General features: G+C 68.1%; 23 protein-coding genes and 1 riboswitch. Of the genes, 12 read left to right on the forward strand and 11 right to left on the reverse strand.

The window, feature by feature from the left end:
• Nucleotides 1-152: 152 nt before the first annotated feature.
• Nucleotides 153-244, forward strand: a riboswitch (glycine riboswitch).
• A gap of 217 nt (nucleotides 245-461) precedes the next feature.
• From gcvT to ACW17V_RS01430, 6 genes are all read left to right on the forward strand, one after another.
• Nucleotides 462-1,511 carry a glycine cleavage system aminomethyltransferase GcvT gene (gene gcvT, locus ACW17V_RS01405; RefSeq protein ID WP_492108715.1) on the forward strand — a complete coding sequence of 350 codons (1,050 nt, stop codon included), beginning with the start codon at nucleotides 462-464 and terminating at the stop codon, nucleotides 1,509-1,511.
• A 72-nt stretch (nucleotides 1,512-1,583) separates the two neighbouring features.
• Entirely contained in the window at nucleotides 1,584-1,949 is a 366-nt protein-coding gene (gene gcvH / locus ACW17V_RS01410; RefSeq protein WP_492107122.1) for a glycine cleavage system protein GcvH, read from the forward strand.
• A 65-nt stretch (nucleotides 1,950-2,014) separates the two neighbouring features.
• A complete protein-coding gene (gene gcvPA, locus ACW17V_RS01415; RefSeq protein WP_492107123.1) occupies nucleotides 2,015-3,361 on the forward strand; it encodes an aminomethyl-transferring glycine dehydrogenase subunit GcvPA in 1,347 nt (448 codons plus the stop codon).
• A complete protein-coding gene (gene gcvPB, locus ACW17V_RS01420; protein ID WP_492107124.1) occupies nucleotides 3,358-4,935 on the forward strand; it encodes an aminomethyl-transferring glycine dehydrogenase subunit GcvPB in 1,578 nt (525 codons plus the stop codon). Before gcvPA ends, gcvPB begins: the two co-directional genes overlap by 4 nt.
• 133 nt (nucleotides 4,936-5,068) lie before the next feature.
• Nucleotides 5,069-5,479, forward strand: a complete 411-nt coding sequence (locus ACW17V_RS01425; RefSeq protein WP_492107125.1) for a hypothetical protein — start codon at nucleotides 5,069-5,071, stop codon at nucleotides 5,477-5,479.
• Nucleotides 5,476-5,922, forward strand: a complete 447-nt coding sequence (locus tag ACW17V_RS01430) for a hypothetical protein (RefSeq protein ID WP_492107126.1) — start codon at nucleotides 5,476-5,478, stop codon at nucleotides 5,920-5,922. Before ACW17V_RS01425 ends, ACW17V_RS01430 begins: the two co-directional genes overlap by 4 nt.
• A gap of 37 nt (nucleotides 5,923-5,959) precedes the next feature.
• Here the strand turns inward: ACW17V_RS01430 and ACW17V_RS01435 are convergent, their stop codons facing one another.
• The 5 genes from ACW17V_RS01435 to ACW17V_RS01455 form a co-directional block, all read right to left on the reverse strand.
• Nucleotides 5,960-6,469, reverse strand: coding sequence for a F0F1 ATP synthase subunit B (locus ACW17V_RS01435; protein WP_492107127.1), 510 nt, complete (start codon nucleotides 6,467-6,469; stop codon nucleotides 5,960-5,962).
• A 13-nt stretch (nucleotides 6,470-6,482) separates the two neighbouring features.
• Entirely contained in the window at nucleotides 6,483-7,019 is a 537-nt protein-coding gene (locus tag ACW17V_RS01440; protein ID WP_492107128.1) for a F0F1 ATP synthase subunit B family protein, read from the reverse strand.
• 76 nt (nucleotides 7,020-7,095) lie between these two features.
• Complete coding sequence (locus tag ACW17V_RS01445; RefSeq protein WP_108505567.1) at nucleotides 7,096-7,320, reverse strand: F0F1 ATP synthase subunit C; 225 nt, start codon at nucleotides 7,318-7,320, stop codon at nucleotides 7,096-7,098.
• A 45-nt stretch (nucleotides 7,321-7,365) separates the two neighbouring features.
• Complete coding sequence (locus ACW17V_RS01450; RefSeq protein ID WP_492107129.1) at nucleotides 7,366-8,127, reverse strand: F0F1 ATP synthase subunit A; 762 nt, start codon at nucleotides 8,125-8,127, stop codon at nucleotides 7,366-7,368.
• 5 nt (nucleotides 8,128-8,132) lie between these two features.
• On the reverse strand, nucleotides 8,133-8,516 hold the full coding sequence (locus ACW17V_RS01455) for an AtpZ/AtpI family protein (protein ID WP_492107130.1): 384 nt from the start codon (nucleotides 8,514-8,516) through the stop codon (nucleotides 8,133-8,135).
• A 395-nt stretch (nucleotides 8,517-8,911) separates the two neighbouring features.
• Here ACW17V_RS01455 and ACW17V_RS01460 point away from each other — a divergent pair, with 395 nt between their 5' ends.
• On the forward strand, nucleotides 8,912-9,295 hold the full coding sequence (locus ACW17V_RS01460) for a DUF6481 family protein (protein ID WP_492107131.1): 384 nt from the start codon (nucleotides 8,912-8,914) through the stop codon (nucleotides 9,293-9,295).
• A 100-nt stretch (nucleotides 9,296-9,395) separates the two neighbouring features.
• Nucleotides 9,396-10,193, forward strand: coding sequence for a TSUP family transporter (locus ACW17V_RS01465; RefSeq protein ID WP_492107132.1), 798 nt, complete (start codon nucleotides 9,396-9,398; stop codon nucleotides 10,191-10,193).
• A 4-nt stretch (nucleotides 10,194-10,197) separates the two neighbouring features.
• Here the strand turns inward: ACW17V_RS01465 and smc are convergent, their stop codons facing one another.
• The 4 genes from smc to ACW17V_RS01485 form a co-directional block, all read right to left on the reverse strand.
• A complete protein-coding gene (gene smc, locus ACW17V_RS01470) occupies nucleotides 10,198-13,644 on the reverse strand; it encodes a chromosome segregation protein SMC (protein ID WP_492107133.1) in 3,447 nt (1,148 codons plus the stop codon).
• Between the two features lie 19 nt (nucleotides 13,645-13,663).
• Entirely contained in the window at nucleotides 13,664-14,275 is a 612-nt protein-coding gene (locus ACW17V_RS01475; RefSeq protein ID WP_492107134.1) for a thioredoxin domain-containing protein, read from the reverse strand.
• A 10-nt stretch (nucleotides 14,276-14,285) separates the two neighbouring features.
• Nucleotides 14,286-14,912, reverse strand: a complete 627-nt coding sequence (locus ACW17V_RS01480; protein ID WP_492107135.1) for a DsbA family protein — start codon at nucleotides 14,910-14,912, stop codon at nucleotides 14,286-14,288.
• 120 nt (nucleotides 14,913-15,032) lie between these two features.
• Nucleotides 15,033-15,578 carry a DUF721 domain-containing protein gene (locus tag ACW17V_RS01485; protein ID WP_492107136.1) on the reverse strand — a complete coding sequence of 182 codons (546 nt, stop codon included), beginning with the start codon at nucleotides 15,576-15,578 and terminating at the stop codon, nucleotides 15,033-15,035.
• Between the two features lie 57 nt (nucleotides 15,579-15,635).
• On the opposite strand from ACW17V_RS01485, the gene mutY reads away from it, so the two are divergent.
• Together mutY and ACW17V_RS01495 are read left to right on the forward strand one after the other, a co-directional pair.
• Complete coding sequence (gene mutY / locus ACW17V_RS01490) at nucleotides 15,636-16,700, forward strand: A/G-specific adenine glycosylase (RefSeq protein ID WP_492107137.1); 1,065 nt, start codon at nucleotides 15,636-15,638, stop codon at nucleotides 16,698-16,700.
• Between the two features lie 59 nt (nucleotides 16,701-16,759).
• Nucleotides 16,760-17,362: a hypothetical protein gene (locus ACW17V_RS01495; RefSeq protein ID WP_492107138.1), complete on the forward strand. Its 603-nt coding sequence runs from the start codon at nucleotides 16,760-16,762 to the stop codon at nucleotides 17,360-17,362.
• A gap of 4 nt (nucleotides 17,363-17,366) precedes the next feature.
• Here ACW17V_RS01495 and ACW17V_RS01500 read toward each other — a convergent pair whose 3' ends face one another.
• Both ACW17V_RS01500 and rnhB read right to left on the reverse strand, forming a co-directional pair.
• Nucleotides 17,367-18,443: a site-specific DNA-methyltransferase gene (locus ACW17V_RS01500; RefSeq protein WP_492107139.1), complete on the reverse strand. Its 1,077-nt coding sequence runs from the start codon at nucleotides 18,441-18,443 to the stop codon at nucleotides 17,367-17,369.
• 127 nt (nucleotides 18,444-18,570) lie between these two features.
• Nucleotides 18,571-19,218: a ribonuclease HII gene (gene rnhB / locus ACW17V_RS01505; protein ID WP_492107140.1), complete on the reverse strand. Its 648-nt coding sequence runs from the start codon at nucleotides 19,216-19,218 to the stop codon at nucleotides 18,571-18,573.
• Between the two features lie 85 nt (nucleotides 19,219-19,303).
• On the opposite strand from rnhB, the gene ACW17V_RS01510 reads away from it, so the two are divergent.
• Nucleotides 19,304-20,209 carry a glycoside hydrolase family 16 protein gene (locus ACW17V_RS01510; RefSeq protein ID WP_492107141.1) on the forward strand — a complete coding sequence of 302 codons (906 nt, stop codon included), beginning with the start codon at nucleotides 19,304-19,306 and terminating at the stop codon, nucleotides 20,207-20,209.
• An 801-nt stretch (nucleotides 20,210-21,010) separates the two neighbouring features.
• Nucleotides 21,011-22,369 (forward strand): MFS transporter, encoded by a 1,359-nt coding sequence (locus ACW17V_RS01515; protein ID WP_492107142.1) that lies wholly within the window; start codon nucleotides 21,011-21,013, stop codon nucleotides 22,367-22,369.
• Nucleotides 22,370-22,550 lie beyond the last annotated feature (181 nt).

Consider the following 22,550-nt stretch of genomic DNA (forward strand, 5'->3'; position numbering starts at 1 on the left):
CAGCTTGGGATGGTTAACGCGCTAGAAACCCTTGCTGCGGCCATGTGTCTCAGGCGATAGTCAGGCCTCAAATACCCGTTTTGAGTGTTTCGAAAACGGGTCGTCGTTTGGTCTCGCGCTTGACTCCCGGCGCCCCCTCCAGCATTGAGCCGATGACCCACGCGGGAGACATCGGGATTCGCGTCCCGAGGCCGAAGGCGCAACCGCCCCGGAAACGCTCAGGCAAAAGGACCGCGCGGGTTTAGGAACGCTGGAAAGAGGCAGTCCGAAAGGATTGCCCGCCGAAGGAGCAAGGTCCTCTATTCAGGGCCGGAATCTCTCAGGTCAAAGGGACAGCGGGGGCGCGATCGTCTGGTGAAAGCCGGGCTAGCAGCGCCGTCGCCGTTTGGAGTCCCCGCGTGTCCGACCAAGATCTCAAGAAGACGCCCCTGTACGACGCGCATGTCGCCGCAGGCGCCCGCATGGTGCCGTTCGCGGGCTATTACATGCCGGTGCAGTACAGGGACGGGGTGCTCAAGGAGCATCTCTGGACCCGCGAGCACGCCGGCCTCTTCGACGTCTCCCACATGGGCCAGGCCCGACTTCGCGGCGAGAACCCGGCCAAGAGCTTCGAGAAGCTGGTCTCGGCCGACTACCAGGGCCTCAAGCCCGGCAAGCAGCGCTATGCGGTGCTGCTGAACGCCGAAGGTGGCGTGATCGACGACCTGATGACGGCTCGCCCGGACGACGACGGTCTGTTCATCGTGGTCAACGGCGCCTGCAAGGACAACGACTACGCCATCATCGCCGAAGCTCTGAAGGGCGAAGCAACCGTCGAGCGTCTGGAAGACCGCGCGCTGCTGGCGCTGCAGGGTCCCGAGGCCGCCGCGGTGCTGGCCGCCCATGTTCCTGAAGCGGCGAACATGGTGTTCATGGACACCGCCGCCCTGACCGCCTTTGGCGTCGACGCCATCATCTCCCGCTCGGGCTATACCGGTGAGGACGGCTACGAGATCTCGGTGCCGGCCTCCGAGGCGACCCGCATCTGGAACACCCTGCTGGAAGACGAGCGCGTGAAGGCCATCGGCCTGGGCGCCCGCGATAGCCTTCGCCTGGAAGCCGGCCTGCCGCTCTATGGTCACGACATGGACGAGACCGTCTCGCCGATCGAGGCCGGCATGAACTTCGCCATCGGCAAGAGCCGCCGCGAGGCTGGCGACTACCTGGGCGTTGATCGCATTGGCAAGGAACTGGCCGGCGAGCTGAAGCGCGTGCGGGTCAATCTGCGCGTTCTGGAAGGCGCCCCGGCCCGCGAGGGCGCCGAGATCGCCGACGAGACCGGCGCCGTGGTCGGTGTCGTCACCAGCGGCGGTTTTGGCCCCAGCGTCGGCGGCGCCATCGCCATCGGCTTCGCGCCCCCGGCCCTGGCCGCTATCGGCACGAAGCTGAAGGTCATCGTTCGCGGCAAGCCGCAGGCGGCCGAGGTCGTGGCCTCGCCGTTCGTTCCCAATCGTTACGTCCGCAAGATCTAAGCGCGACAGCCAGAAGTGGATGCCGGTTTTGGCGTCCGTCGCGCGACAGCAAACAGAAAAGGGCCCAGACCAATGCGCTTTACCAAAGACCATGAATGGGTCGCCGTCGAAGGCGACATCGCCACCGTCGGCATCACCGCCTACGCCGCCGAGCAACTGGGCGACGTGGTGTTCGTCGAGGTTCCCGAAGTCGGCAAGACCGTGAAGCAGGGCGAAGGTCTGGCCGTGGTTGAGAGCGTCAAGGCCGCCTCGGACGTCTATGCCCCGGTGTCGGGCGAGGTCGTCGAGGCCAACGCAGCGCTCGGCGACGCGCCGGAAACCGTCAACGCCGTGCCGGAAACGGGCGGCTGGTTCGCCAAGCTGAAGCTGTCGAACCCGTCGGAAGTCGAGGCCCTGATGGACCGCGACGCCTACGAAGCCTTCCTCTCGACCCTCTGATTGACGCGTTGACCGAGCGCTCCTGACGAGCGCTCGGGCCGCCCCAGACCCAGGCGCTCCTCCCCATGCGTTACCTGCCTCTCACCCCCGAAGATCGCGCCGAGATGCTTGGCGTCATCGGCGTGGACTCGATCGACGCCCTGTTTGTCGACGTGCCCGCCTCCGCCCAGCGTTCCGGAACCGTCGACCTGCCGCTGCACGCCGGCGAGCTGGAGGTCGAGCGCGAAATGTCGGCCCTGGCCAAGCGCAACCGTTCGGCGGGGGAGGGACCCTTCTTCTGCGGCGCCGGGGCCTATCGCCACCATGTGCCGGCCACGGTCGACCACATCATTCAGCGGTCGGAATTCCTGACCAGCTACACGCCCTACCAGCCTGAAATCGCGCAAGGCACGCTTCAGGTGCTGTTCGAGTTCCAGACCCAGGTCGCGGCCCTGACCGGCATGGAAGTGGCCAACGCCTCGCTCTATGACGGTTCGACCGCCGCCGCCGAGGCGGTGATGATGGCCACCCGCGTCACCCGCCGCAACAAGGCGGTGATGTCGGGCGGCGTCCACCCGCACTATGTCGAGACCATCGACACCCTGGCCCACGCGGCCGGCGTCGCCACCCAGCGCCTGGCCGTCGCGATCGACGCCGAGGACGCGGTGATCGCCGCCATCGACGCCGACACCGCCTGTGTCGTCGTCCAGACCCCCAACGTGTTCGGCACGGCCACCGATGTCAGCAAGATCGCCGCCGCCGCCCAGGCCGCCGGCGCGCTGCTGATCGTGGTCACCACCGAGGTCGTTTCGCTGGGCCTGCTGAAGTCGCCCGGCGAGATGGGCGCCGATATCGTCGTGGCCGAGGGCCAGTCGATCGGCAACGGCCTGAACTTCGGCGGTCCCTATGTCGGTCTGTTCGCCTGCAAGGAAAAATACATCCGCCAGGCCCCGGGCCGGCTGTGCGGCGAGACCGTCGACGCCGACGGCCGTCGCGGCTTCGTGCTCACCCTGTCGACCCGCGAGCAGCACATCCGCCGCGACAAGGCCACATCCAACATCTGCACCAACAGCGGCCTGTGCGCCCTGGCCTTCAGCATCCATATGAGCCTGCTGGGCGAGGTGGGCCTGCGCCAGCTGGCGGCGATCAATCACGAGAAGGCCCGCGCCCTGCGTGACGCCCTGGCCGCCGTGCCGGGCGTCGAGATCCTGACCTCGCGGTTCTTCAACGAATTCGCCATCCGCGTGCCCGGCAAGGCCGCCGAGGTCGTCGAGACCCTGGCCGGTCACGGCATCATCGCCGGGGTGCCGTTCTCGCGCCTCGACGCCAAGGCCGGCCTCGACGACGTGCTGCTTGTGGCCGCCACCGAAACCACTCTCGATATCGACATCACCTTCTTCGCCAAGGTTCTGGCCAAGGTCATCGCCCAATGAGCATGAACAGCGTCGGACGGCCGACCCGTCCCGAAATCGCCAATGACACCGTGGACAGCCACCAGACCCTGACCGGGGCACGCGGCCTGCTGCAGGACGAAGCCCTGATCTTCGAGCTGGGCGGCTGGAACAAGACCGGCGTCGATCTGCCGGAAGCCTCGGCCCCCGCCGACGACCTGGGCGGCCTGCTCCGGACCGCGCCGATCGGCTTGCCGGGCCTCTCCGAGCCGGAAACCGTGCGCCACTATGTGCGCCTCTCCCAGAAGAACCACGCCATCGACCTGGCGCTGTATCCGCTGGGCTCGTGCACGATGAAGCACAACCCGCGCCTGAACGAGAAGATGGCCCGTCTGCCGGGCTTCTCCGACATTCACCCGCTGCAGCCGCAGTCGACCGTGCAGGGCGCCCTGCAGTTGATGGACCGCCTGGCCCACTGGCTGAAGACCCTGACCGGCATGCCCGCCGTGGCCCTGACGCCGAAGGCCGGCGCCCATGGCGAGATGTGCGGGATGCTGGCCATCCGCGCCGCTCATGAGGCCAACGGCCAGGGCCACCGCAAGACCGTCCTGGCGCCCACCAGCGCCCATGGCACCAACCCCGCCACGGCGGCCTTCGTCGGCTACACCGTGGTCGAGATCGCCCAGACCGAGGACGGCCGGGTCGACCTGGCGGACCTCTCGTCCAAGCTCGGCGACCACGTGGCGGCCATCATGGTCACCAACCCAAACACCTGCGGTCTGTTCGAGCGCGATGTCGTGGAGATCGCCCGCCTGACCCATGCGGCCGGCGCGTACTTCTACTGCGACGGCGCCAACTTCAACGCCATCGTCGGCCGGGTGCGCCCGGGCGACCTGGGCGTCGACGCCATGCACATCAACCTGCACAAGACCTTCTCCACGCCCCACGGCGGCGGCGGTCCGGGCGCGGGGCCCGTGGTCCTCAGCGAGGCGCTCGCGCCCTTCGCGCCCACCCCCTGGCTCGTCCACGGCGATGATGGCTTCGCCCTGGTCGAACATGCCGGCGAAGAGGGTGCGGAAACTGCCTTTGGCCGGATGAGCGCCTTCCATGGCCAGATGGGCATGTACACCCGAGCCTATGCCTACATGCTGAGCCACGGGGCTGACGGTCTGCGCCAGGTGGCCGAGGACGCCGTCCTCAACGCCAACTATCTCAAGGCCCGCCTGTCGGACGTGATGAGCCCGGCTTTCCCGGACGGCCCGTGCATGCACGAGGCCCTGTTCGACGACAGCTGGCTGGAAGGCACTGGCGTGACCACGCTCGACTTCGCCAAGGCGATGATCGACGAGGGCTTCCACCCGATGACCATGTATTTCCCCCTGGTCGTCCACGGCGCGATGCTGATCGAGCCGACGGAAACCGAGTCCAAGCAGGAGCTCGACCGCTTCGTGGTCGCGCTGCGCGCTCTGGCCGGCGCGGCGAAGGCAGGCGACGTGGATCGCTTCAAGGGCGCGCCCTTCCATGCCCCCATGCGCCGCCTCGACGAGACCCTGGCGGCCCGCAAGCCCCGGTTGAGGTGGAAACCTGTGGCGGAAGCGCCACTGGCCGCCGAATAGAACGACAGTATTTGAAGACGCGTCGAAAGGGCGCCTTTACGGCGCCCTTATCGATCCACATATCAGGCTCGCGCGTCGGGCTGATTGGATTTTCCAGGGAGCAAACGGAGCGTGAAGTCCGTTAGCCCCCCTCATGAATGTCTCAGTCGCCCTCGCCATGCCTCGCGCACGCTTTTCCCCCGCCGATGATCTCGCCCGCGAGATTGTGGCGCGCTTCCTGCGCGTCATCCTGGTGGTGCTTGGCCTGTTGCTGATCGCAGGCGGCGCGCTGATCGCGCCGCTGCCCGGCCCGCTGGGCCTGCCGCTGACGGTCGTCGGCCTGATGCTGGTGCTCCGCAACTCGTTCAAGGCTCGCAAGCAGTTCGTGCGCTTCCAGCATGCTCACCCCAAGCTGATCTTCCCGATCCGCAGGCTGCTGCGCCGTGAGCCCGAGGTGATCCTGGTGGCCTGGCAGCAGGCCCTGCGGATCGAACGCCTGATCATTCCGCGCCGCTGGCGCGTGGCCGTCCGCTGGCGCAAGTCGATCAAGCGCCGTCGTCGGTGACGACCGCTTCATCCGCCGCTATCGAAATCAAGCACAAGGTCCGCCGGCGAGCCCGGTTGGCCTTGCTGCTGCGTGAATCGGCGGCCCGCGCCTATCGCATCGCGGCGATCACCCTGGGCGGCGTGGTGATCCTGGCCGGGGCGATCCTGACGCCGCTGCCAGGCCATGTCGGCCTTCCCATGCTGGTCATCGGCCTGATGATCGTGCTGCGCTACTCGTTCCAGGCCCGCAAGCAGTTCATCCGCCTGCAGCGCCGCCATCCCAAGCTGGTGTTTCCCATCCGCCGCCTGATGCGGCGTGAGCCGGAAGTGCTGCTGGTCTTCTGGCAGCAGTTGCTGCGCACCGAGAAGATGATCCTGCGCAAGGCGCGGTGGCGGGTGCTGAAGCGGGGACGCAAGCACGCCCGCCGGATGTGGAACCAAAGAAAAAGGGCGCAGCCGTAAGGCCGCGCCCTTGATCGTTTAGTCCGCTCGTCGGCCGCTATTGCAGCTTGGCGCCCATCTGGCTGATGGCCGCATCGACCAGCGGATCGCTCTTCAGGCCCGACAGTCGCGCGGTCAGCACGGCTTCGGCGGCGTGGGCGGCGAGGTCGACAGCCGCGGCCTTGACGTCCGCGGTGGCCTGGGCCTCGGCCTGGGCGATCTTGCGTTCGGCCATCTCGGCGCGGCGCTTGATCTGCTCCTCGAGCTTTTCCTTGGCTTCCTCGGCCAGACGCTTGGCGTCGGCCTTGGCGGCCTCGATCATGCCAGCGGCCTGGCGCTCGGCTTCTTCGCGCTGGGCCTTCACGTCCGCGAGCAGGGCCTGGGCCTCTTCACGCAGTTGCTGGGCTTCGTCGAGTTCGGCCTTGATCTTGGCCGCGTAGCCGTCGAGCGCCCCGAACAGGGCGCCCGGCAGGACCTTGAGCACGACCAGCAGGCCGAAGAACAGGACCAGCGCGACCAGAACCCAGAACTCGGGGTTAGAGAGGCTGAACAGGGACTCGTGTTCCATCGTCGGTCTCTCCTTACGCGGTGGCGGCCTTGAGCTCGGCGGCCGTGGCCGCCTTGCCCGTCAGCTTCTCGACGATGGCGCTGGCCGTTTCCGAAGCCACGGCGGCGACATGGCTCATGGCCTGGTCGCGCGCGGCCTGGATGCCGGCCTCGGCGGCGGCCAGCTTTTCAGCCAGCACCGCTTCTTCTTGCGCCTGACGCTCGGCGGCCGAGGCCGAAGCCTTGGCCTTGGCGTCCGCCGCAGTCCGTTGTGCCGAGGCGCGAGCTTCGGCGACCTCGGCCGCGGCCGCGCGGGCCTGGACCTCGGCTTCGTCCTTCAGACGACGGGCGTCGGCGATGTCGCCGGCGATCTTGGCGCCGCGCGTCTCGATCGCGCCGCTGACCCGGGGCAGCAGGCCCTTGGACAGCACCACGTAGAGAACGGCGAAGATGAGCAACAGCCAGACGATCTGGCCGCCCCAGTGCTCGAACTGCAGCTGCGGAAGTCCGCCGCCGCCGTGAGCCTCGGGCGCGCCAGTCGTTTCGACCGTGCCGTGAGTTTCCGTCGCCATGGGCGAAGAGGCCTCTTAGATAAAAAACAAGGACTCGGAGCGAGCTGCTTCCGGGGGAAGCGGCTCGCGCCGGGGTTTAGGAGAAGAGGATCAGGAAGGCGATGACCAGGGCGAAGATGCCCAGGGCTTCCGTCAGGGCCATGCCCAGGAACAGCATCGGACGCTCTTGAGCGGCGGCGGTCGGGTTGCGCAGAGCGCCTTGGAAATAGTTACCGAACATCACGCCCAGGCCGATGCCCGCGCCGATCATGCCCAGCATCGCCAGACCAGCGCCGATGTACTTCGCGGCTTCAGCTTCCATTGTGAGACTCCTAAAGATCGAAAGGTTGGAAAGGAAAAAAGGTGATCAGTGGCTGTCGAGGTGCACGACGTCGTTCAGATAGACGCAGGTGAGCACCGCGAACACGAAGGCCTGAAGGAAGGCCACCATGAACTCTAGAGCCGTCAGAGCGACGACGGAGGACAGGGCCAGCGCCGCGCCGGCCCAGCCGAGCACGCCCATGCCGCCCAGGGCGACGACGAAGCCGGCAAAGATCTTCAGCACCACGTGGCCGCCCAGCATGTTGCCGAACAGACGAAGGGCCAGGGTGATGGGGCGGATCAGGAACGACAGGATCTCGATCGGCACCAGCAGGATGTAGAGCGGCCACGGCACGCCCGACGGGGCGAACAGCTTGAAGAACTTGATGCCGTTCTTGGAGACGCCGACGGCGACCACGGTCAGGATGACCATCAGGCCCAGCGTCAGGGTCACGGCGATCTGGGAGGTCGCGGTGAACACCAGGAACATCCCCTGGATGTTGGCGAACAGCACGAAGATGAACAGGGTGAAGACAAACGGCAGGTACTTCTTGCCATCGTGGCCGATGATCGACTCGGTCAGGCCGTTGACCAGTCCGTAGAGCATCTCGCCCACGGTCTGCAGGCGGCCCGGCACCACGGCGGCCTTGGCCGAGGCCAGGGCGTAGAACACGATGACCAGGGTCGCGGCCAGCATCATGGCGGCCACGGAATTGGTGATCGACAGGTCGATCGCTTGGCCGAACACGGTCACGGTCGGCAGTTCCACGATCTTGCTGATCTGGAACTGGTGCATCGGATCGGCCATTGGCCCTAGTCTCTCTTCTGCTTGGGGGCGGTAGACCCGCCTCCCGTGTCTTCGCCGGCGCCCTCGGACGTATGAGGAGTGGCCGACGCCTGCGCGCTCAGTTTCGTCGCCTTGCGGACGACGGAGAAGATAGACGCCCCCATGCCGATCAGCAGACCGCCAACCATGCCCCAGGGCGCCGTGTGGGCGAACTGGTCGAGCAGCCAGCCGAAGCCGAGGCCCACCAGGACGCCGCCGATCAGATCCGCCAGAAGACGATAGCCGTCCTGGGACGATTTCTCGTGCTCCGCGCGCACCGGCTGCTCCGCCGCCTTCTTGGCCTCAAATGCGCCGAGCCGAGCGTCGAGGCTTTGAAGAGCCTTGTCGTTCGGGTCGTCGGCCTTGGGCATGGGAGCGGTCAGGTCCGAAAACGCCTGCGGATACGCCTAGAAGAGGCGTATTTCCGGCCGGCTTGATCGCGGCGGAACCTATAGACCTCGCTGCGGTGCGTCAAGGTTGGCCGGCGGTGTTGCAAGCATCTGTATAATAAGGCGTTTTACGCTACGGCGCCCGTCGGCGGGCAAATCCTTGCGGCGTCGCCGTCGCGTCAGGCGCACAAGGCAAGAAACCCGCGCGACGGGTCCGCCCGCGAGCAAGGAAAAGGCTCCAGCGTCTTGTACGGCCGCCGATCCGCGACATATAGGCCGCATCCGGCTGCCGGCTCTACGCGCGCGCGGGATGACGGATTGCTTTTTGCGGCATTCTGAGGTTTGAGAGCCGCGTCTTTCCCTTAGCCAGAAGATTCATGTCGCATCTGAAGAACACCGGTTTCTCCGATCGTATCTCCGCCGCCGCCGAGGCCAAGAAGGCCATGCTGGCGAAAATGAAGCCAAAGCCCACCGTCACGGATCCTGATTTCGACAAGCGCGAAGAGCTTCGCGCCGCCGAACTGGAAGCCGTGCGCGCTGCGCGCGCCGCAGCCCGCGAGGTTGTTCGCCTCGAGCAGTTGGCCAAGCAGGAAGCGATCCTCGCGGCCAAGCGCGCCGAGCGTAAGGAACGCAAGACCGACGCCGCCGCCGAGCAGCGGATGCGGAAGGAAGAGAAGGCCGCCCAGCGCGAGCAGCTTCGCTCCCTGGGACGCAACACCAAGAGCGCCCGCGCTCACGAGTGGGGCAATCTGATCGGTTGATCAGACGGGAAGGGGCCAGTCGCCCTTTCCCCTTCCTCCCGAGCCGCGACTCGACCGCATGGTCCAGGCTCTCAAGCCTGCCATGCGGGAGGGCCGGCCCATGGACCTTGTCCAACCTGAACTGCTAGCGACGATGTTCGCCGTGGCCGCGCTGGCCGGAGCTTTCGACGCCATAGCCGGCGGCGGAGGACTCCTCACGCTGCCGGCGCTTCTGCTGGCGGGTCTTGATCCCGTCGCGGCGCTGGCCACCAACAAGCTGCAGGGCTCCTTCGGCTCGGTGTCTTCGACGACCGCCTTCGCGCGTCGCGGCCTGATCGACTGGAAGACCGCCCTGCCGGTCGCCCTCGCCGCCGGCCTGGCGGGCCTGTGCGGCGCCCTGTGCGCCAGCCTCCTGTCACCGACCTTTCTCAAGGCCCTGGTGCCGATCCTGCTGATCGTCATCGCGCTGTACTTCGCGCTCTCCAAGGCCCTGAAGGCCGAGGACGGCCGCGCCAGGCTGACCCTGCCGGTGTTCGCCGGCTTCGTCGCGCCGCTGGTCGGCTTCTATGACGGCATCTTCGGACCCGGCGCGGGCGCCTTCTACATGGTCGCGATCGTGACCCTGCTGGGCTACGGCGCGCTCAAGGCCACGGCCCACACCAAGCTGGCCAACGCCGCCAGCAATCTGGGCAGCCTGACGCTGTTCATTCTCAAGGGCGCGGTGATCTGGCCGATCGGCCTGGCCATGGCCGCCGGCGCCTTCCTCGGCGCCCAGGTCGGCTCGCGGCTCGCCATGCGGTTCGGGGCCAGGCTGATCCGGCCGCTGCTGGTGACGATGTCCTGCGCCATGGCGGTGAAGCTGCTGGCCGATCCGCAGAACCCGCTGCGGCAGGCGCTGTCGCACCTGATCGGCGGCTGAAAGCCTACTGCGCCGCCACCAGCTGCTCGGCCGTCGACAGGTCGACGCTGACCAGCTGACTGACGCCGCGCTCGCCCATGGTCACGCCAAACAGGCGATCCATCCGGCTCATGGTCACCGGGTTGTGGGTGATGGCGATGAAGCGCGTCTGGGTGCGGCGGCGCATCTCGTCGAGCATGTTGCAGTAACGGTCGACATTGGCGTCATCGAGCGGCGCGTCGACTTCGTCCAGCACGCAGATCGGAGCCGGATTGGCCAGGAACACGCCGAAGATCAGGGCGCTGGCGGTCAGGGCCTGCTCGCCGCCGCTCATCAGGCTCATGCTGGCCATGCGCTTGCCGGGCGGGCAGGCGTAGATTTCCAGACCGGCTTCCAGCGGATCGTCGCTTTCTATCAGCCGCAACTCGGCCTGACCGCCGCCGAACAGGGCCTGGAAGAGGGTCTGGAAGTGGCCGTTGATCACCTCGAAGGCGGCCAGCAGGCGCTCGCGCCCCTCGGCGTTCAGCTCCTCGATGCCGGCCCGCAGCTTGCCGACGGCGCCTGACAGGTCGGCCCGCTCGGTGCGCATGGTCTCCAGGCGCGCGGCATATTCCTGGGCCTCTTCCTCGGCCCGCAGGTTCACCGGGCCGATGGCGTCGCGCTCTCTCTCGAGCGCGAACAGGTGAGCCTCAACGCCCGCCGCGTCCTTGGGAATCGCCACGGCCTCTCCGGCGACATGGCGCCCCAGCTCTTCGGGTTCCATCCGCACCGCTTCGCGGATGTTGCCGGCGATCTCGGCGAAGCGGCCGCGCGCGCCGTCAAGGTGCGCCACAAGGGCGGCGCGACGTTCCCGGGCCTCGCCTGCGGCCTGATCGGCGGCGCGCGCAGCGCGATCGGCGGTCAGGCGGGCGGTCTCGGCCTCTTCCAGGGCGTCGGTGGCTCTGGCGCGGCGGGCTTCCGCGGCGCCGAACTCGTCCAGCAAGACCAGCAGTCTTTCTTTCAGGACGGCTGGCGCTTCGCGGGCGGCTTCCAGGGCGGCGGCGGCCTTGAGGCGGTCGGCGTCCAGCGCGGCGGTGCGCTTGCCGGCCGCCTCGGCCCGGCGCGCCCAGTCGCCGTGATCGCGCTCCAGGCTTTCCTGCCGGCGCTGACGGCCGGCCCGTTCGCGGGTCTCGACATCCAGAGCGGCGCGGGCGGTCGAGGCGGCTTCCCGGGCGGCGGCGGCGGTCTGCCGGGCCTGAGCGAGCTGCGGCGCCAGATCGGCGGCGCCCGTCGCGCCGGCGTGCTCGGCCCGCACGGCGGTCAGGGCTGTCTCGGCCTCGGCGTGTTCGGACTCGAAGCGGGCGATGGTCTCGTCCAGCGATTGCGCCCTTGCGGCGCGAAGCGCGGCCTGACGCTCGAACTGGGCGACAGCGTCGCGGGCGCCGGCCAGCAGGCGCTCGGCGTCCGGCGGTCCCCGGCGCCGGTCGCGCAGGGTCTCTTCGGCGATGCGCAAAGCGTCCGAAGCGGTCTTGAGCGCGGCGGCGGTGGCCTCGGCGCGCGGCGCCTGCAGATCGATCTCGGCCTCCACCTCGGCGAGGCGGGTGCGTTGTTCCAATCGCACGGCGGCGGGTTTGGGGGCGTCGGCGCGGGCGACGAAGCCGTCCCAGCGCCACAGGTCGCCCTCGCGGGAGACCAGTCGCATGCCCGGAGTCAGGGTTTTCTGCAGTCGCTCGCCGTCGGCGCGTTCGACGACCGCAGTCAGGGCCAGGCGCGCGGCCAGCTCCGGCGGGGCCTTGACCAGCGGAGCCAGGGCCTGGGCCCCGTCCGGCCACGAGGGCGACGGCGCCTCGGCCCCGCCCCAATAGGATGGGGCGCGAGCGTCCAGCGCCGCGTCCAGATCATCGCCCAAGGCGGCGGCCAGGGCCGCGCCATAGCCCTTGTCGGGCGAGACAGCGTCGAGGGCGGGGGCGTGACCGCTCTTGCTGCGGGGCGCGGTCAGCTGAGCCAGGCCCCGGGCCTCGGTGCGAAGACGGCCAAGCTGGTCTTCCAGGCTGCGCGCCAGCTGGCGGGCCATGGCCTCCTGCTCGGCGGCCCTGGCGCGGTCGGCCTCTGCGGTTTCCAGAGCGGTGCGGGCGGCGCTCAGGGCGGCCTGAGCATTGTCGAAACGCTGGCGGGCGTCGGCGGCGGCCGGGTCGGTTTCCGGACCCAAAGCGCCGCGTTCGGCCTTGGCCTGATCGAGGGCGCGGACCGTGCGGGCCAGGCGACCCTCTGCGTCGGCCAGCCGTGCGGCGGCGGCGCGGGCGCGGGCCTCCTCAGCGGCGGCGCGGGCGGCCAACTGCTCGACCACGGCCTCGGCGTCGGCGCGGGCCTCTTCGGCGGCCTTGGCGGCGGCGGCCAGTTCGGGGCCGCGCTCGGGTGCGGCGGCGACGAGGGCTCGAACCTCGGACAGCTCGGCGTCGAGCCGGGCAAGAGCCTGGACGGCGTCCTGCTGGGTCTGCGCCTCGCGCGACCGGTCGTCATCGATACGGGCCAGATCGGCCGACAGGCGCTGGAACTCGGCGGCGGCGGCCTCGGCCTCGCGCTCGGCGCGGTCTTTCTGGATCGCCAGCTGGCCCAGCACGGCCTGGGCGATGGTCGCCTCCTCGCGCAGGGGCGGCATGGCGGCCTCGGCGCGGGTGATCTCGACCTGGGTGGCGGCCGAGGCGCGGGCGGTGTCTTCTACATCGCGGGCGGCCTGGGTGGCCTCGGTCTGGGTGCGATGCAGGGTGTCGCGCGCCTCGCTCCAGCGGGCGAACAGCACAGCGCCCTGCACGGCCCGGATCTCGGACGACAGGCGCTTGTACTTCTCGGCCTGGCGGGCTTCGCGGCGCAAGCGGTTCAGCGCCGTCTCAAGCTCGCGGGCCACGTCCTCCAGCCGCGAGAGATTGGTCTCGGCGGCCCGCAGGCGCAGCTCGGCCTCGTGGCGACGGGTGTGCAGGCCCGAGACGCCGGCGGCCTCTTCCAGAATGCGGCGGCGGTTCTGCGGCTTGGCGCCGATCAGCTCGCTGATCTGGCCCTGGCGCACGAGGGCCGGCGAATTGGCCCCGGTCGAGGCGTCGGCGAACAGCAGCTGCACATCGCGGGCCCGCACCTCGCGGCCGTTGATGCGATAGGTCGAGCCCTCGCCCCGATCGATGCGGCGGACGACTTCCAGCACCGGGTCGTCATTGAACTGGGCCGGCGCCGTGCGGTCGGCGTTGTCGATGGTGAGGGTGACGTCGGCGTGGTTGCGGGCCGGGCGCGCGCCGCTGCCGGCGAAGATCACGTCGTCCATGCCGCCGGCCCGCATGGCCTTGGCCGAGTTGGCGCCCATCACCCAGCGCAAGGCTTCCAGCAGGTTGGACTTGCCGCAGCCATTGGGCCCGACAATGCCGGTCAGGCCGGGCTCGATCCGGAATTCGGTCGGTTCGACGAAGGACTTGAAGCCCGAAAGGCGCAGGCGCTGGAACTGCACGGAGGCGGCTCCCTCCGCCTCAGTCCTTGGCCGACGAGGCCAGGGTGGCCTTGAGGCTGTCGGCGGTCACTTCGCCGGGGACCTTGCGGCCGTCGAGGATGAAGGTGGGCGTCACCTGGACCTTGTCGCGGACGCCGGCGATCTCGACACGTTCATTGAGCGCGGCCAGGGCCTGCTGATCCTGCAGGGCGGCGGTGAACTGGGCTTCGGTCAGGCCAAAGTCCTTGCCGATGGCCAGCAGACCCTCCCAGAGCTCGCCGCTCTGGAGGATGGCGGACTGCTTGGCGAACACGGTGTCCAGCACGGCGAAATAGCGGGGCGCGCCCACGCGACGGGCCAGCAGGAAGGCGGCGGCGGCGAACTCGACGGGCCCGGTCAGGAACTCGCGAAACACAAGCCGCACCTTGCCGGTGTCGATATAGGCCTTGCGGATGGCGGGCAGGTCGTCGTTCCACCAGTGACCGCAATGGGGGCAGCTGGGCGAGGCGAAGACCACCAGCTGGGTCGGGGCCGTCGGCGAGCCCATCACCATGTCGCCGGGGGCGGCCGGCAGCGGCGCGGCGCGCGCCATCGCCGGCCCGGCCGCGAGGACCAGGCTGGAGGCGATCAGCGCGCGACGGTCGAGGGGCAAGGCGGCGTCCCTACTTGGAGGCGGCGGCGATGGCCGCGTCCAGCTCGGCCAGGCTGCGTTCACCGCCGGCGGCGTCGCCGACGACCTTGCCATTGACGACGAAGGTCGGGGTGCCCTGGACGTTGAAGGCCTTGGCGTTCTTCTCGACGCGATCGTTCAGGGCCTTCAGCGCCTTTTCGTCGGTGACGCAGGCGTTGAACTTGGCTTCGTCCAGGCCGGCCGACTGGCCGATGCGCAGCAGCACCTCGCGGAACTGGCCGGTCGTGAACATCTCTTCCTGGGCGCGGTAGACCGAGTCGACGACCTCGAAATACTTGTCCTTGCCGGCGCAGCGGGCCATCAGGAACGAGGCGGCGGCCACCTGGGCGGGCGGGGTCAGCATCTCGCGATAGACGTAGTTGACCTTGCCGGTGTCGATATATTTGGCCTTGAAGGCCGGATAGACCTCCTCGTTCCAGCGCGCGCAGTGGCTGCACGAGGCCGAGGCGTATTCGATCACCGTGACCTTGGCTTGGGCGTTGCCCTGGCTCATGTCGTCGGCCGACACGCCGTCTGACTTCGAACAGGCGGAAAGGCCAGCGCCCAGCGAGGCGGTGAGTGCGACGGCGGTCAGGAGCCGGCGGGTCAGCGGACGCATGATCGATCTTCCTTGAGGCGAGAACGGTGGAGTTAAGCGCGATTCTTTAGGCGTGCGAAAACGGCGCGGATAAGGCCTTGGCATGAGCGCAATCGCGGCGGGGTTGTCAATGCGTCGGCTTTAGCCAGGGTCATTGCGCAGCACCCCGCGCCCCAGTTTCATCAGCGCGTCCTTCAGGCCGCCGTCGGGCTGGTCGGCGAGGCTGTCGGTCAGCTGGCGTTCCAGGGCGGCGTCCAGCGGCGGCTTGCGGCGAGGACGCTGGACGGGCGCCGCCGCCGGCGCGCTCAGCGGGCCCTGAACGATGCGCAGCCGGGTGACGGTTCCCCGGCCCAGCAGCATGTCGAGACGGGCGGTGATCTGCGGCGCCTGATGCTGGATCAGCGACGCCACGGGACCATCGACCCGCAGTTCCAGCGCTCCGCCCGCGCCGTTGCGGCCTTTGATGATGCGGACCGGTTCGGTGCGCCGCGCCAGGGTCTCGCCGACGATTTCCTTCCAGCGGGTCTTCAGGGCGGCCGGGCCCTGACCGTATTTTTCCTCCAGCGCCTTCAGCAGCGGCGCGAGGTTCTTGCCGGCCGGCGGCGGCGGCCGGATCTGCGGCCGGGTGCGGCGCTGGCGCAGGATCGCGAGGGCCTCTTCGGCGGTGGGCAGGGGGCGGCGGGCCATGGCTGCAAGCTAGCACGCGGCCTTCGCCTCAGGCGAGGTTTGCGGTAGGCCAAGGGCATGAAAGATCGCCCCCACCCATTTCGGGACGCCCTCCGCTCAAGCCTGCTGGCCTGGTACGACGTCCAGGCTCGCGACCTGGCCTGGCGTGTCGGCCCCGCCGACCGGCGCGGCGGGGTGCGCAGCGATCCCTACCGGGTGTGGCTGTCAGAGGTGATGCTGCAGCAGACCACCGTGCCGCACGCCACGCCCTATTTCCTGAGCTTTACGGAGCGCTGGCCGACCGTTTCGGATCTGGCGGCCGTGGAGGACGGCGACCTGATGGCCGCCTGGGCGGGGCTTGGCTATTACGCCCGGGCCCGCAATCTCCTGGCCTGCGCCCGGGCCGTGGCAGGCCAGCATGGCGGGGTGTTTCCGGATACGGAGGACGGCCTGCGGGCCCTGCCGGGCGTCGGGGCCTATACGGCGGCCGCCGTGGCCGCCATCGCCTTTGACCGTGAGGCCAATGTGGTCGACGGCAATGTCGAGCGGGTGATGGCGCGGCTGTTCGCCGTCGAGACTCCCGTGCCCGACGCCAAGCCGGAACTGAAGGCGTTGGCGGGCGATCTGGTCACGGCCGACCGGTCCGGCGACTGGGCCCAGGCGCTGATGGACCTGGGCGCTACGGTCTGCCGGCCCAGAAGTCCGTTGTGCGACGTCTGCCCGATCTCGCAATGGTGCGAGGGCCGCAAGACCGGCGCGCCGGAGACCTATCCGCGCAAGACGAAGAAGGCCGACCGACCCCGTCGCCATGGCGTGGCCTGGCTGCTGACCCGGGGTGATGAGGTCGCCCTGGTCCGGCGTCCGCCCAGGGGCTTGCTGGGCGGCATGCTGGGCCTGCCGACCAGCGACTGGCGGGGGACGCCGTGGTCGGATGACGAGGCCGCCGCCGCCGCGCCTGTGGCCGCCGTCTGGCGCGACCGGGGCGCGGTCGAGCACGTCTTCACGCACTTCTCGCTGACGCTGCGGGTGTTCGCTGCCGAGGACGTCAACGACGGCGATTTCGTCTGGACGCCCCGTGAGGGTTTTGGGGCTCTGCCCAGTGTATTCCTGAAGGCGGCGTTGGCCGGTGAGCGGCTATTGTAGCGTTGTCTGCTCGGTGAAAGGCGTGCTTTGCTTAGCGCTCAGCCTTGGGTGGATTTCGCATGCTGAATTTGTTTCGTCCTAAGGACAAAGTCGCGGACTTTTGGCGATGGTTCGAGGCCAATGGCAAAAAGATCAGAGCGGGCGTTGAGCATCAGGATCATGAGCTCATCATCAAAAAGCTTGGTGACAAGCTCTCAAAGGTGGATCCCGGGATCGTTCATGAGATCGGAAAGCCAGACGAGAATACCGTCGAATTGATCCTCTCAGCCGATGGGATCAAGGACGTTTTGCCGGCGGTTGTCGCCCTGGCGCGAGCCGCGCCGAGTTTGCCCGGCTTTCTTATCACGGCATTCCGAACCCGCTGGCCCGATCCGATTCCGGGGCTTGAGATACTGAACCGTCGGATTGCGAGTGAGGATGTCCGGTATCACTCCGAATTTGACGGTGAGAAGCTGAACCTCGTGCTCTTCCTCAACGGCGATTTCACTGAGCGCGAGCGGCTGATGGTTGGCTTCCTGATGCTAGATCAGGCGCTCGGAGAATATGACGTGATGACGGGCGTCGGTACGGTCAGCTTCGAGGCCGGTTCGCCATCCGACGCCAAGCCCCTATCCGGCCTGGCGTCCGAGTTCGACAACTTGCGTGGTGAGACGGCGCACTAGCGCCTCAGTTCATCCCCGCCCGGACCTGGGCCCGGAGCACGTCGATCGGCGCAAGACCCGCATCCGTCTTGAAGTGCCAGTAGGTCCAGCCGTTGCAGGCCGGGGCCGACTGCACCAGGGCGCCGATCTTGTGGATCGAGCCGGACAGGTCGCCCACGGTGATCGAGCCATCGGCCCGCACCTTGGCCGCATGGGCGCCCTTGGAGCAGAACAGGGTGTCGCCGGGGCTGAGCAGGCCGCTCTCCACGATGGTGCCGAACGGCACGCGCGGCTCGCTGCGCTTGGAGCCCATCACGTCCAGGTCTTCCGGCGCGATCGGGATGACCTTGGCGATGCGGGCCTTGGCGTGGGCGATGTATTCGGCCTCGCGCTCGATGCCGACGAAGCGGCGGCCCAGGCGCTTGGCGGCCGCGCCGGTGGTGCCGACGCCGAAGAACGGATCCAGGATCACGTCGCCCGGCTTGGTGGTCGACATGATCACCCGATAGAGGAGGGCTTCCGGCTTCTGGGTCGGGTGGGCCTTGTTGCCGTCGGCGCCCTTGATGCGCTCCTCGCCGGTGCACAGCGGGATGGTCCAGTCAGAGCGCATCTGCACTTCGTCATTGGCCATCTTCAGGGCGTCGTAGTTGAACGTGTAGCGCTTGGCGGCCTGGCTCTTGGAGGCCCAGATCAGGGTCTCGTGGGCGTTGGCGAAGCGGGTGCCCTTGAAGTTGGGCATCGGGTTGGACTTGCGCCAGATGACGTCGTTGAGGATCCAGAAGCCCAGGTCCTGCACGGCTACGCCGACGCGGAAGATGTTGTGATAGCTGCCGATCACCCAGATCGCGCCGTCGTCCTTGAGCACCCGGCGGGCGGCCTTCAGCCATTCGCGGGTGAACTTGTCGTAGGCCGCGAAGCTCTCGAACTGGTCCCAGTGGTCGTCGACCGCGTCGACCTTGGAATTGTCTGGACGCAGCAGGTCGCCGCCCAGCTGCAGATTGTAGGGCGGATCTGCGAAGATCAGGTCGACCGACTTCTCGGGCAGGGCGTTCATCGCCTCGATGCAGTCGCCTTGAATGATGGTTTCAGGCCCGAAGGTCATGTCCGCTTCCTGTAAAACAGTCAGCGGAATCATGAGTCTTGTTGGTAAAAGCGGTGTGTAGAAGCGTGGTTAGCGAGCCGTTAACCCTGTGTTTTGAGTCTGATTGGACTCATAATCCTGTGGGCGATCAGACCTCTAGGTCGTCGCCCGCCCTGTTGCGGGTCAGCTCGCCCGCCAGAGCGGCTTTCACCGGCGCCCAGCTCATCCGGTGAATCGGCGAGGGGCCCAGTTTCCGCAGGCCCTCGACATGGATGGCCGCGTGATAGCCTTTGTGCCCGGCGAAGCCGTAGCCGGGATAGAGGTCGTCCATCTCGACCATGATCCGGTCGCGGGCCTCCTTGGCCAGGATCGAGGCCGCGGCGATCGAGCATGACAGGCTGTCGCCCTTGATCACGGTCTTGATCGGGCAGGGCAGCTTGAAGGCGTAGTTTCCATCGACCAAAGCGAAGGCTGGCGTCACCGACAGAGCCTCGATGGCTCGGCACATGGCTAGGCCCGCTGCGTGCAGGATGTTGAGTTCCTCGATTTCCTCGATGCTGGCCAGGCCCACGCCCCAGGCGATGGCCGTGTCCTTGATCTCGATCTCCAGGGCCGCGCGGGCTTTCGCCGACAGCTTCTTGGAGTCGTTGAGCCCCTTGGGAATGCGGGCGGGATCCAGGATCACCGCCCCGGCGCTGACCGGCCCGGCCCACGGGCCACGGCCGGCCTCGTCCACCCCGCAGACCGGTCCGGGTCCGCAGGCCAGTTCCAGCATCATGTCGGGACCGGGAGGCATGGGGCGATGCATAGGCAGATTTGCCGGGGTTGTGAATGCCGCAGCGGCGCCTAGGCTGGGCTCCGTCCTGTTGATGAGGCCCGCCATGGCTCCGCGCAAACATCTCGTCCCCGCCGCTCTTGGGGCCGCCCTTGGCGCCGCCCTGCTGGCCGCTTCGCCCGGCGTCGCGGCGCAAGAACAGCCCTGGCGGCTGGTCTGGGCCGAGGAGTTCGACGGCGACCGGCTGGACGAGAGCCGCTGGACCCACGCCGCCGACTGCGGCGGAGGCGGCAACAATGAGCGGCAGTGCTATGTCGTCAGCCAGGACACGGTGTCGGTTCGCGACGGCCTGCTGCGGCTGACGGCGATCAAGCGCAAAACGCGGGGCCTGGCCAATCCGTGGGCCGGACCCACCGGGCCGATGAAGACCGGCGACTACGCCTCGGGCAAGATCGTCAGCCAGGGCAAGGCCAGCTGGCGCTATGGCCGGATCGAGGCCCGGGCCCGGGTTCCCGGCGGCCAGGGCGTGTGGCCGGCCATCTGGATGATGCCCGAGGCCAATACCTACGGCGGCTGGCCGCGCTCGGGCGAGATCGACATCCTGGAGACCATCAATCTGGGCGCCCCGTGCGCGGCCTGCGAGGGCGGGCGCGAGAACCGGATCTTCGGCACGATCCATTTCGGCAAGGGCCCCGGCGCGGATCATCGTCAGCACAGCGGCCCCTTTCCCATGCCGCCCTCGGCCGACGGCTTTCACGTCTATGCGGTGGAGTGGTCGCCGGGCCAGATCGACTGGTTCGTGGACGGCGTCCGCTATTTCCGGGCGACGGCGCAGGACTGGAAGCCCGTCGACGGCGCGGCGAGCCCGGCCCCGTTCGATCAGCCCTTCCACCTGATCCTCAACCTCGCCTTTGGCGGCGTGTGGCCGGAGGGCGAGGGTGCCAGGGGTGTGGACGAGGCGGCCCTGCCGGCGACGATGGAGGTGGACTGGGTGCGGGTGAGTCAGCGGTAGGGCCTTCTGGACCTCTGACCCCCTTCCCCCTTGATGGGGGAAGGGTTGGGGATGGGGGTGAAAGACTGTCGGGGTGCGGCTCGGCCTGTTTGAAATCGTCCGGCGGTGTCACCCCCATCCCCGCCCTTCCCCCATCCAAGGGGAAGGGAGAAGACACGGCTTTTCAGCCTCACGCGGCATCAGCCACTGAAGGGGTCGGGGAGGCGCGAAGCGGCCGGGACGACCCCGGATGACCGTGATGAGTTTTGTGCGTTTCGGCTCGACCTGTCCGCTTCGCAGAAGCTGTTCTTGCGTGAGGATCGGGCCAAGCGAGCGTCTTTCAGCTCTGATACCCAAGAGCCCCCGTACGGGCGCGCACCAAGGTCGATCGGCTAACCGTCTCAACCCCCGACGATGCGCGATAGGCGGGTTTACGATCCCTCGCCCTGTCGCTCCACGCTGTCTCTCCGACGAGCCTTCCGGTGGTCCCGGATCTATCCAACGAACAGACCACCTTCGTCCTCGCCGCGTGACCGCGCGGCCCCGCTCAGCTCCATCCCCATCGCCGCTGTTGGGCCGGATCCAGGCGCCTCCCCCTGCGACGGGGACAGCACCAAGAATACGGGCGGTTTGAGCTCCGAGGATTGGCGCGATCAACTATTTTACAAGCCGTTGATTTCGTTGAGCTCGATTTCGGAAACTACGGGGATTGAGCGCCCTCTATCCCCGTGCTGGCCGCCAGTCCTCCCCCTGCCCGCCAAGGGGAGGATGGCTCCGCCACCGCGCGTTGCGCCGGCCGGGATCGGCTGGCAAGCTTGACCGATGTCGAGCGCGCCCTCCGATCCCGATAGCCAGGCCGGTTCGCGCCGCGCCGATGCGGTGTTTCATCACCTGCTGGGCAACAACCTGGTCGCCAACATCACCAATTTCACGGTCTGGTTCGCCCTGACCTTCTGGGTCTATCTGGAAACCCGGTCGGTGTTCGCCACCGGCATGGTGGCGGGTGTCTATCTGGTGCTGACCGCCGCTTCGGGCTTCTGGTTCGGCAGTCTGGTGGACCATCACCGCAAGACGATCGTCATGCAGGGCTCCAGCCTGGCGTCGATGGCCCTGTATGCGGCGGCGCTGGCCGCGCACGAACTGTCGCCGAAGGGGTCGATGGCCGATGTGGCCGCGCCGTTCCTGTGGCTGTTCATCGGCTTGACCATGCTGGGCGTGATCGCCGGCAATATCCGCAGCATCGCCCTGCCTACCCTGGTGACGATGCTGATCCCGGAAGACCGGCGCGACAAGGCCAATGGCCTGGTGGGCATGGTCAGCGGGGTGGGCTTTCTGACCACCTCGGTGATCAGCGGCTTCCTCGTGGCCTGGGGCGGGATGCGCTACACTCTGGTGCTGGCCCTGGCCCTGACCGTGCTGGCCCTGATCCACCTGCTGCTGGTGCGGGTGGACGAGCCGCGCGCCCAGCCGGCGGCCGATGCGCCGCCCAGGCGCGTGGATATCGGAGGCACGATCAAGGTCGTCGCCGGCGTGCCGGGCCTGTTCGCCCTGATCCTGTTTGCCTGTTTCAACAATTTCCTGGGCGGCATCTTCATGGCCCTGCTGGACGCCTATGGCCTGTCGCTGGTCTCGGTCCAGACCTGGGGCCTGCTGTTTGGCGTCCTGTCGACGGCCTTCATTGTCAGCGGCATCGTGATCTCGAAGACCGGCCTGGGCGCCAGCCCCTTGCGCACCCTGCTGCTGGTCAATCTGATCACCTGGTCGGTGTGCTGCGTCTTCACCCTGCAGCCGTCGATCGTGCTGCTGGCGGCCGGGTGCTTTGTCTGGATGCTGCTGGGCCCCTATGCCGAGGCGGCCGAGCAGACCACCCTGCAGAAGGTGGTGCCGCTGGAGCGCCAGGGCCGGGTGTTCGGCTTCGCCCAGTCGGTGGAACAGGCCGCCTCGCCCCTGACCGCCTTCCTGATCGGCCCCCTGACCCAGTTCATCGTCATCCCGTTCATGACCGACGGCGCGGGGGCGGCGACCATCGGCGACTGGTTTGGCCGGGGACCGGCGCGGGGGATCGCGCTGGTGTTCACCCTGGCGGGGATGGTCGGCGTGGCGGCGACGGTGCTGGCGTTTAACTCGCGGTATTACCGGCAGTTGTCGGCGGCTTATGCGCGGGGCGGGGAGACGGCCTGACCCCCTCGCTCAAACGAGACCCGGGATGACGGCTGCTATGCTTTTGGTGCGGCAGCACCCCGAAACCCCGGCGGCGAGTCTGGCTCCGCCGCCCGCCTTCCTCAAGGACCGCCTCCGGCGTCCGCTGCGCGGCGACCTCTGGCGAGGCCGTCCTTGACCAAGCCGGTCGCCGGCGCACCGT

This window comes from Caulobacter sp. FV2ye17ST, from assembly GCF_058680955.1.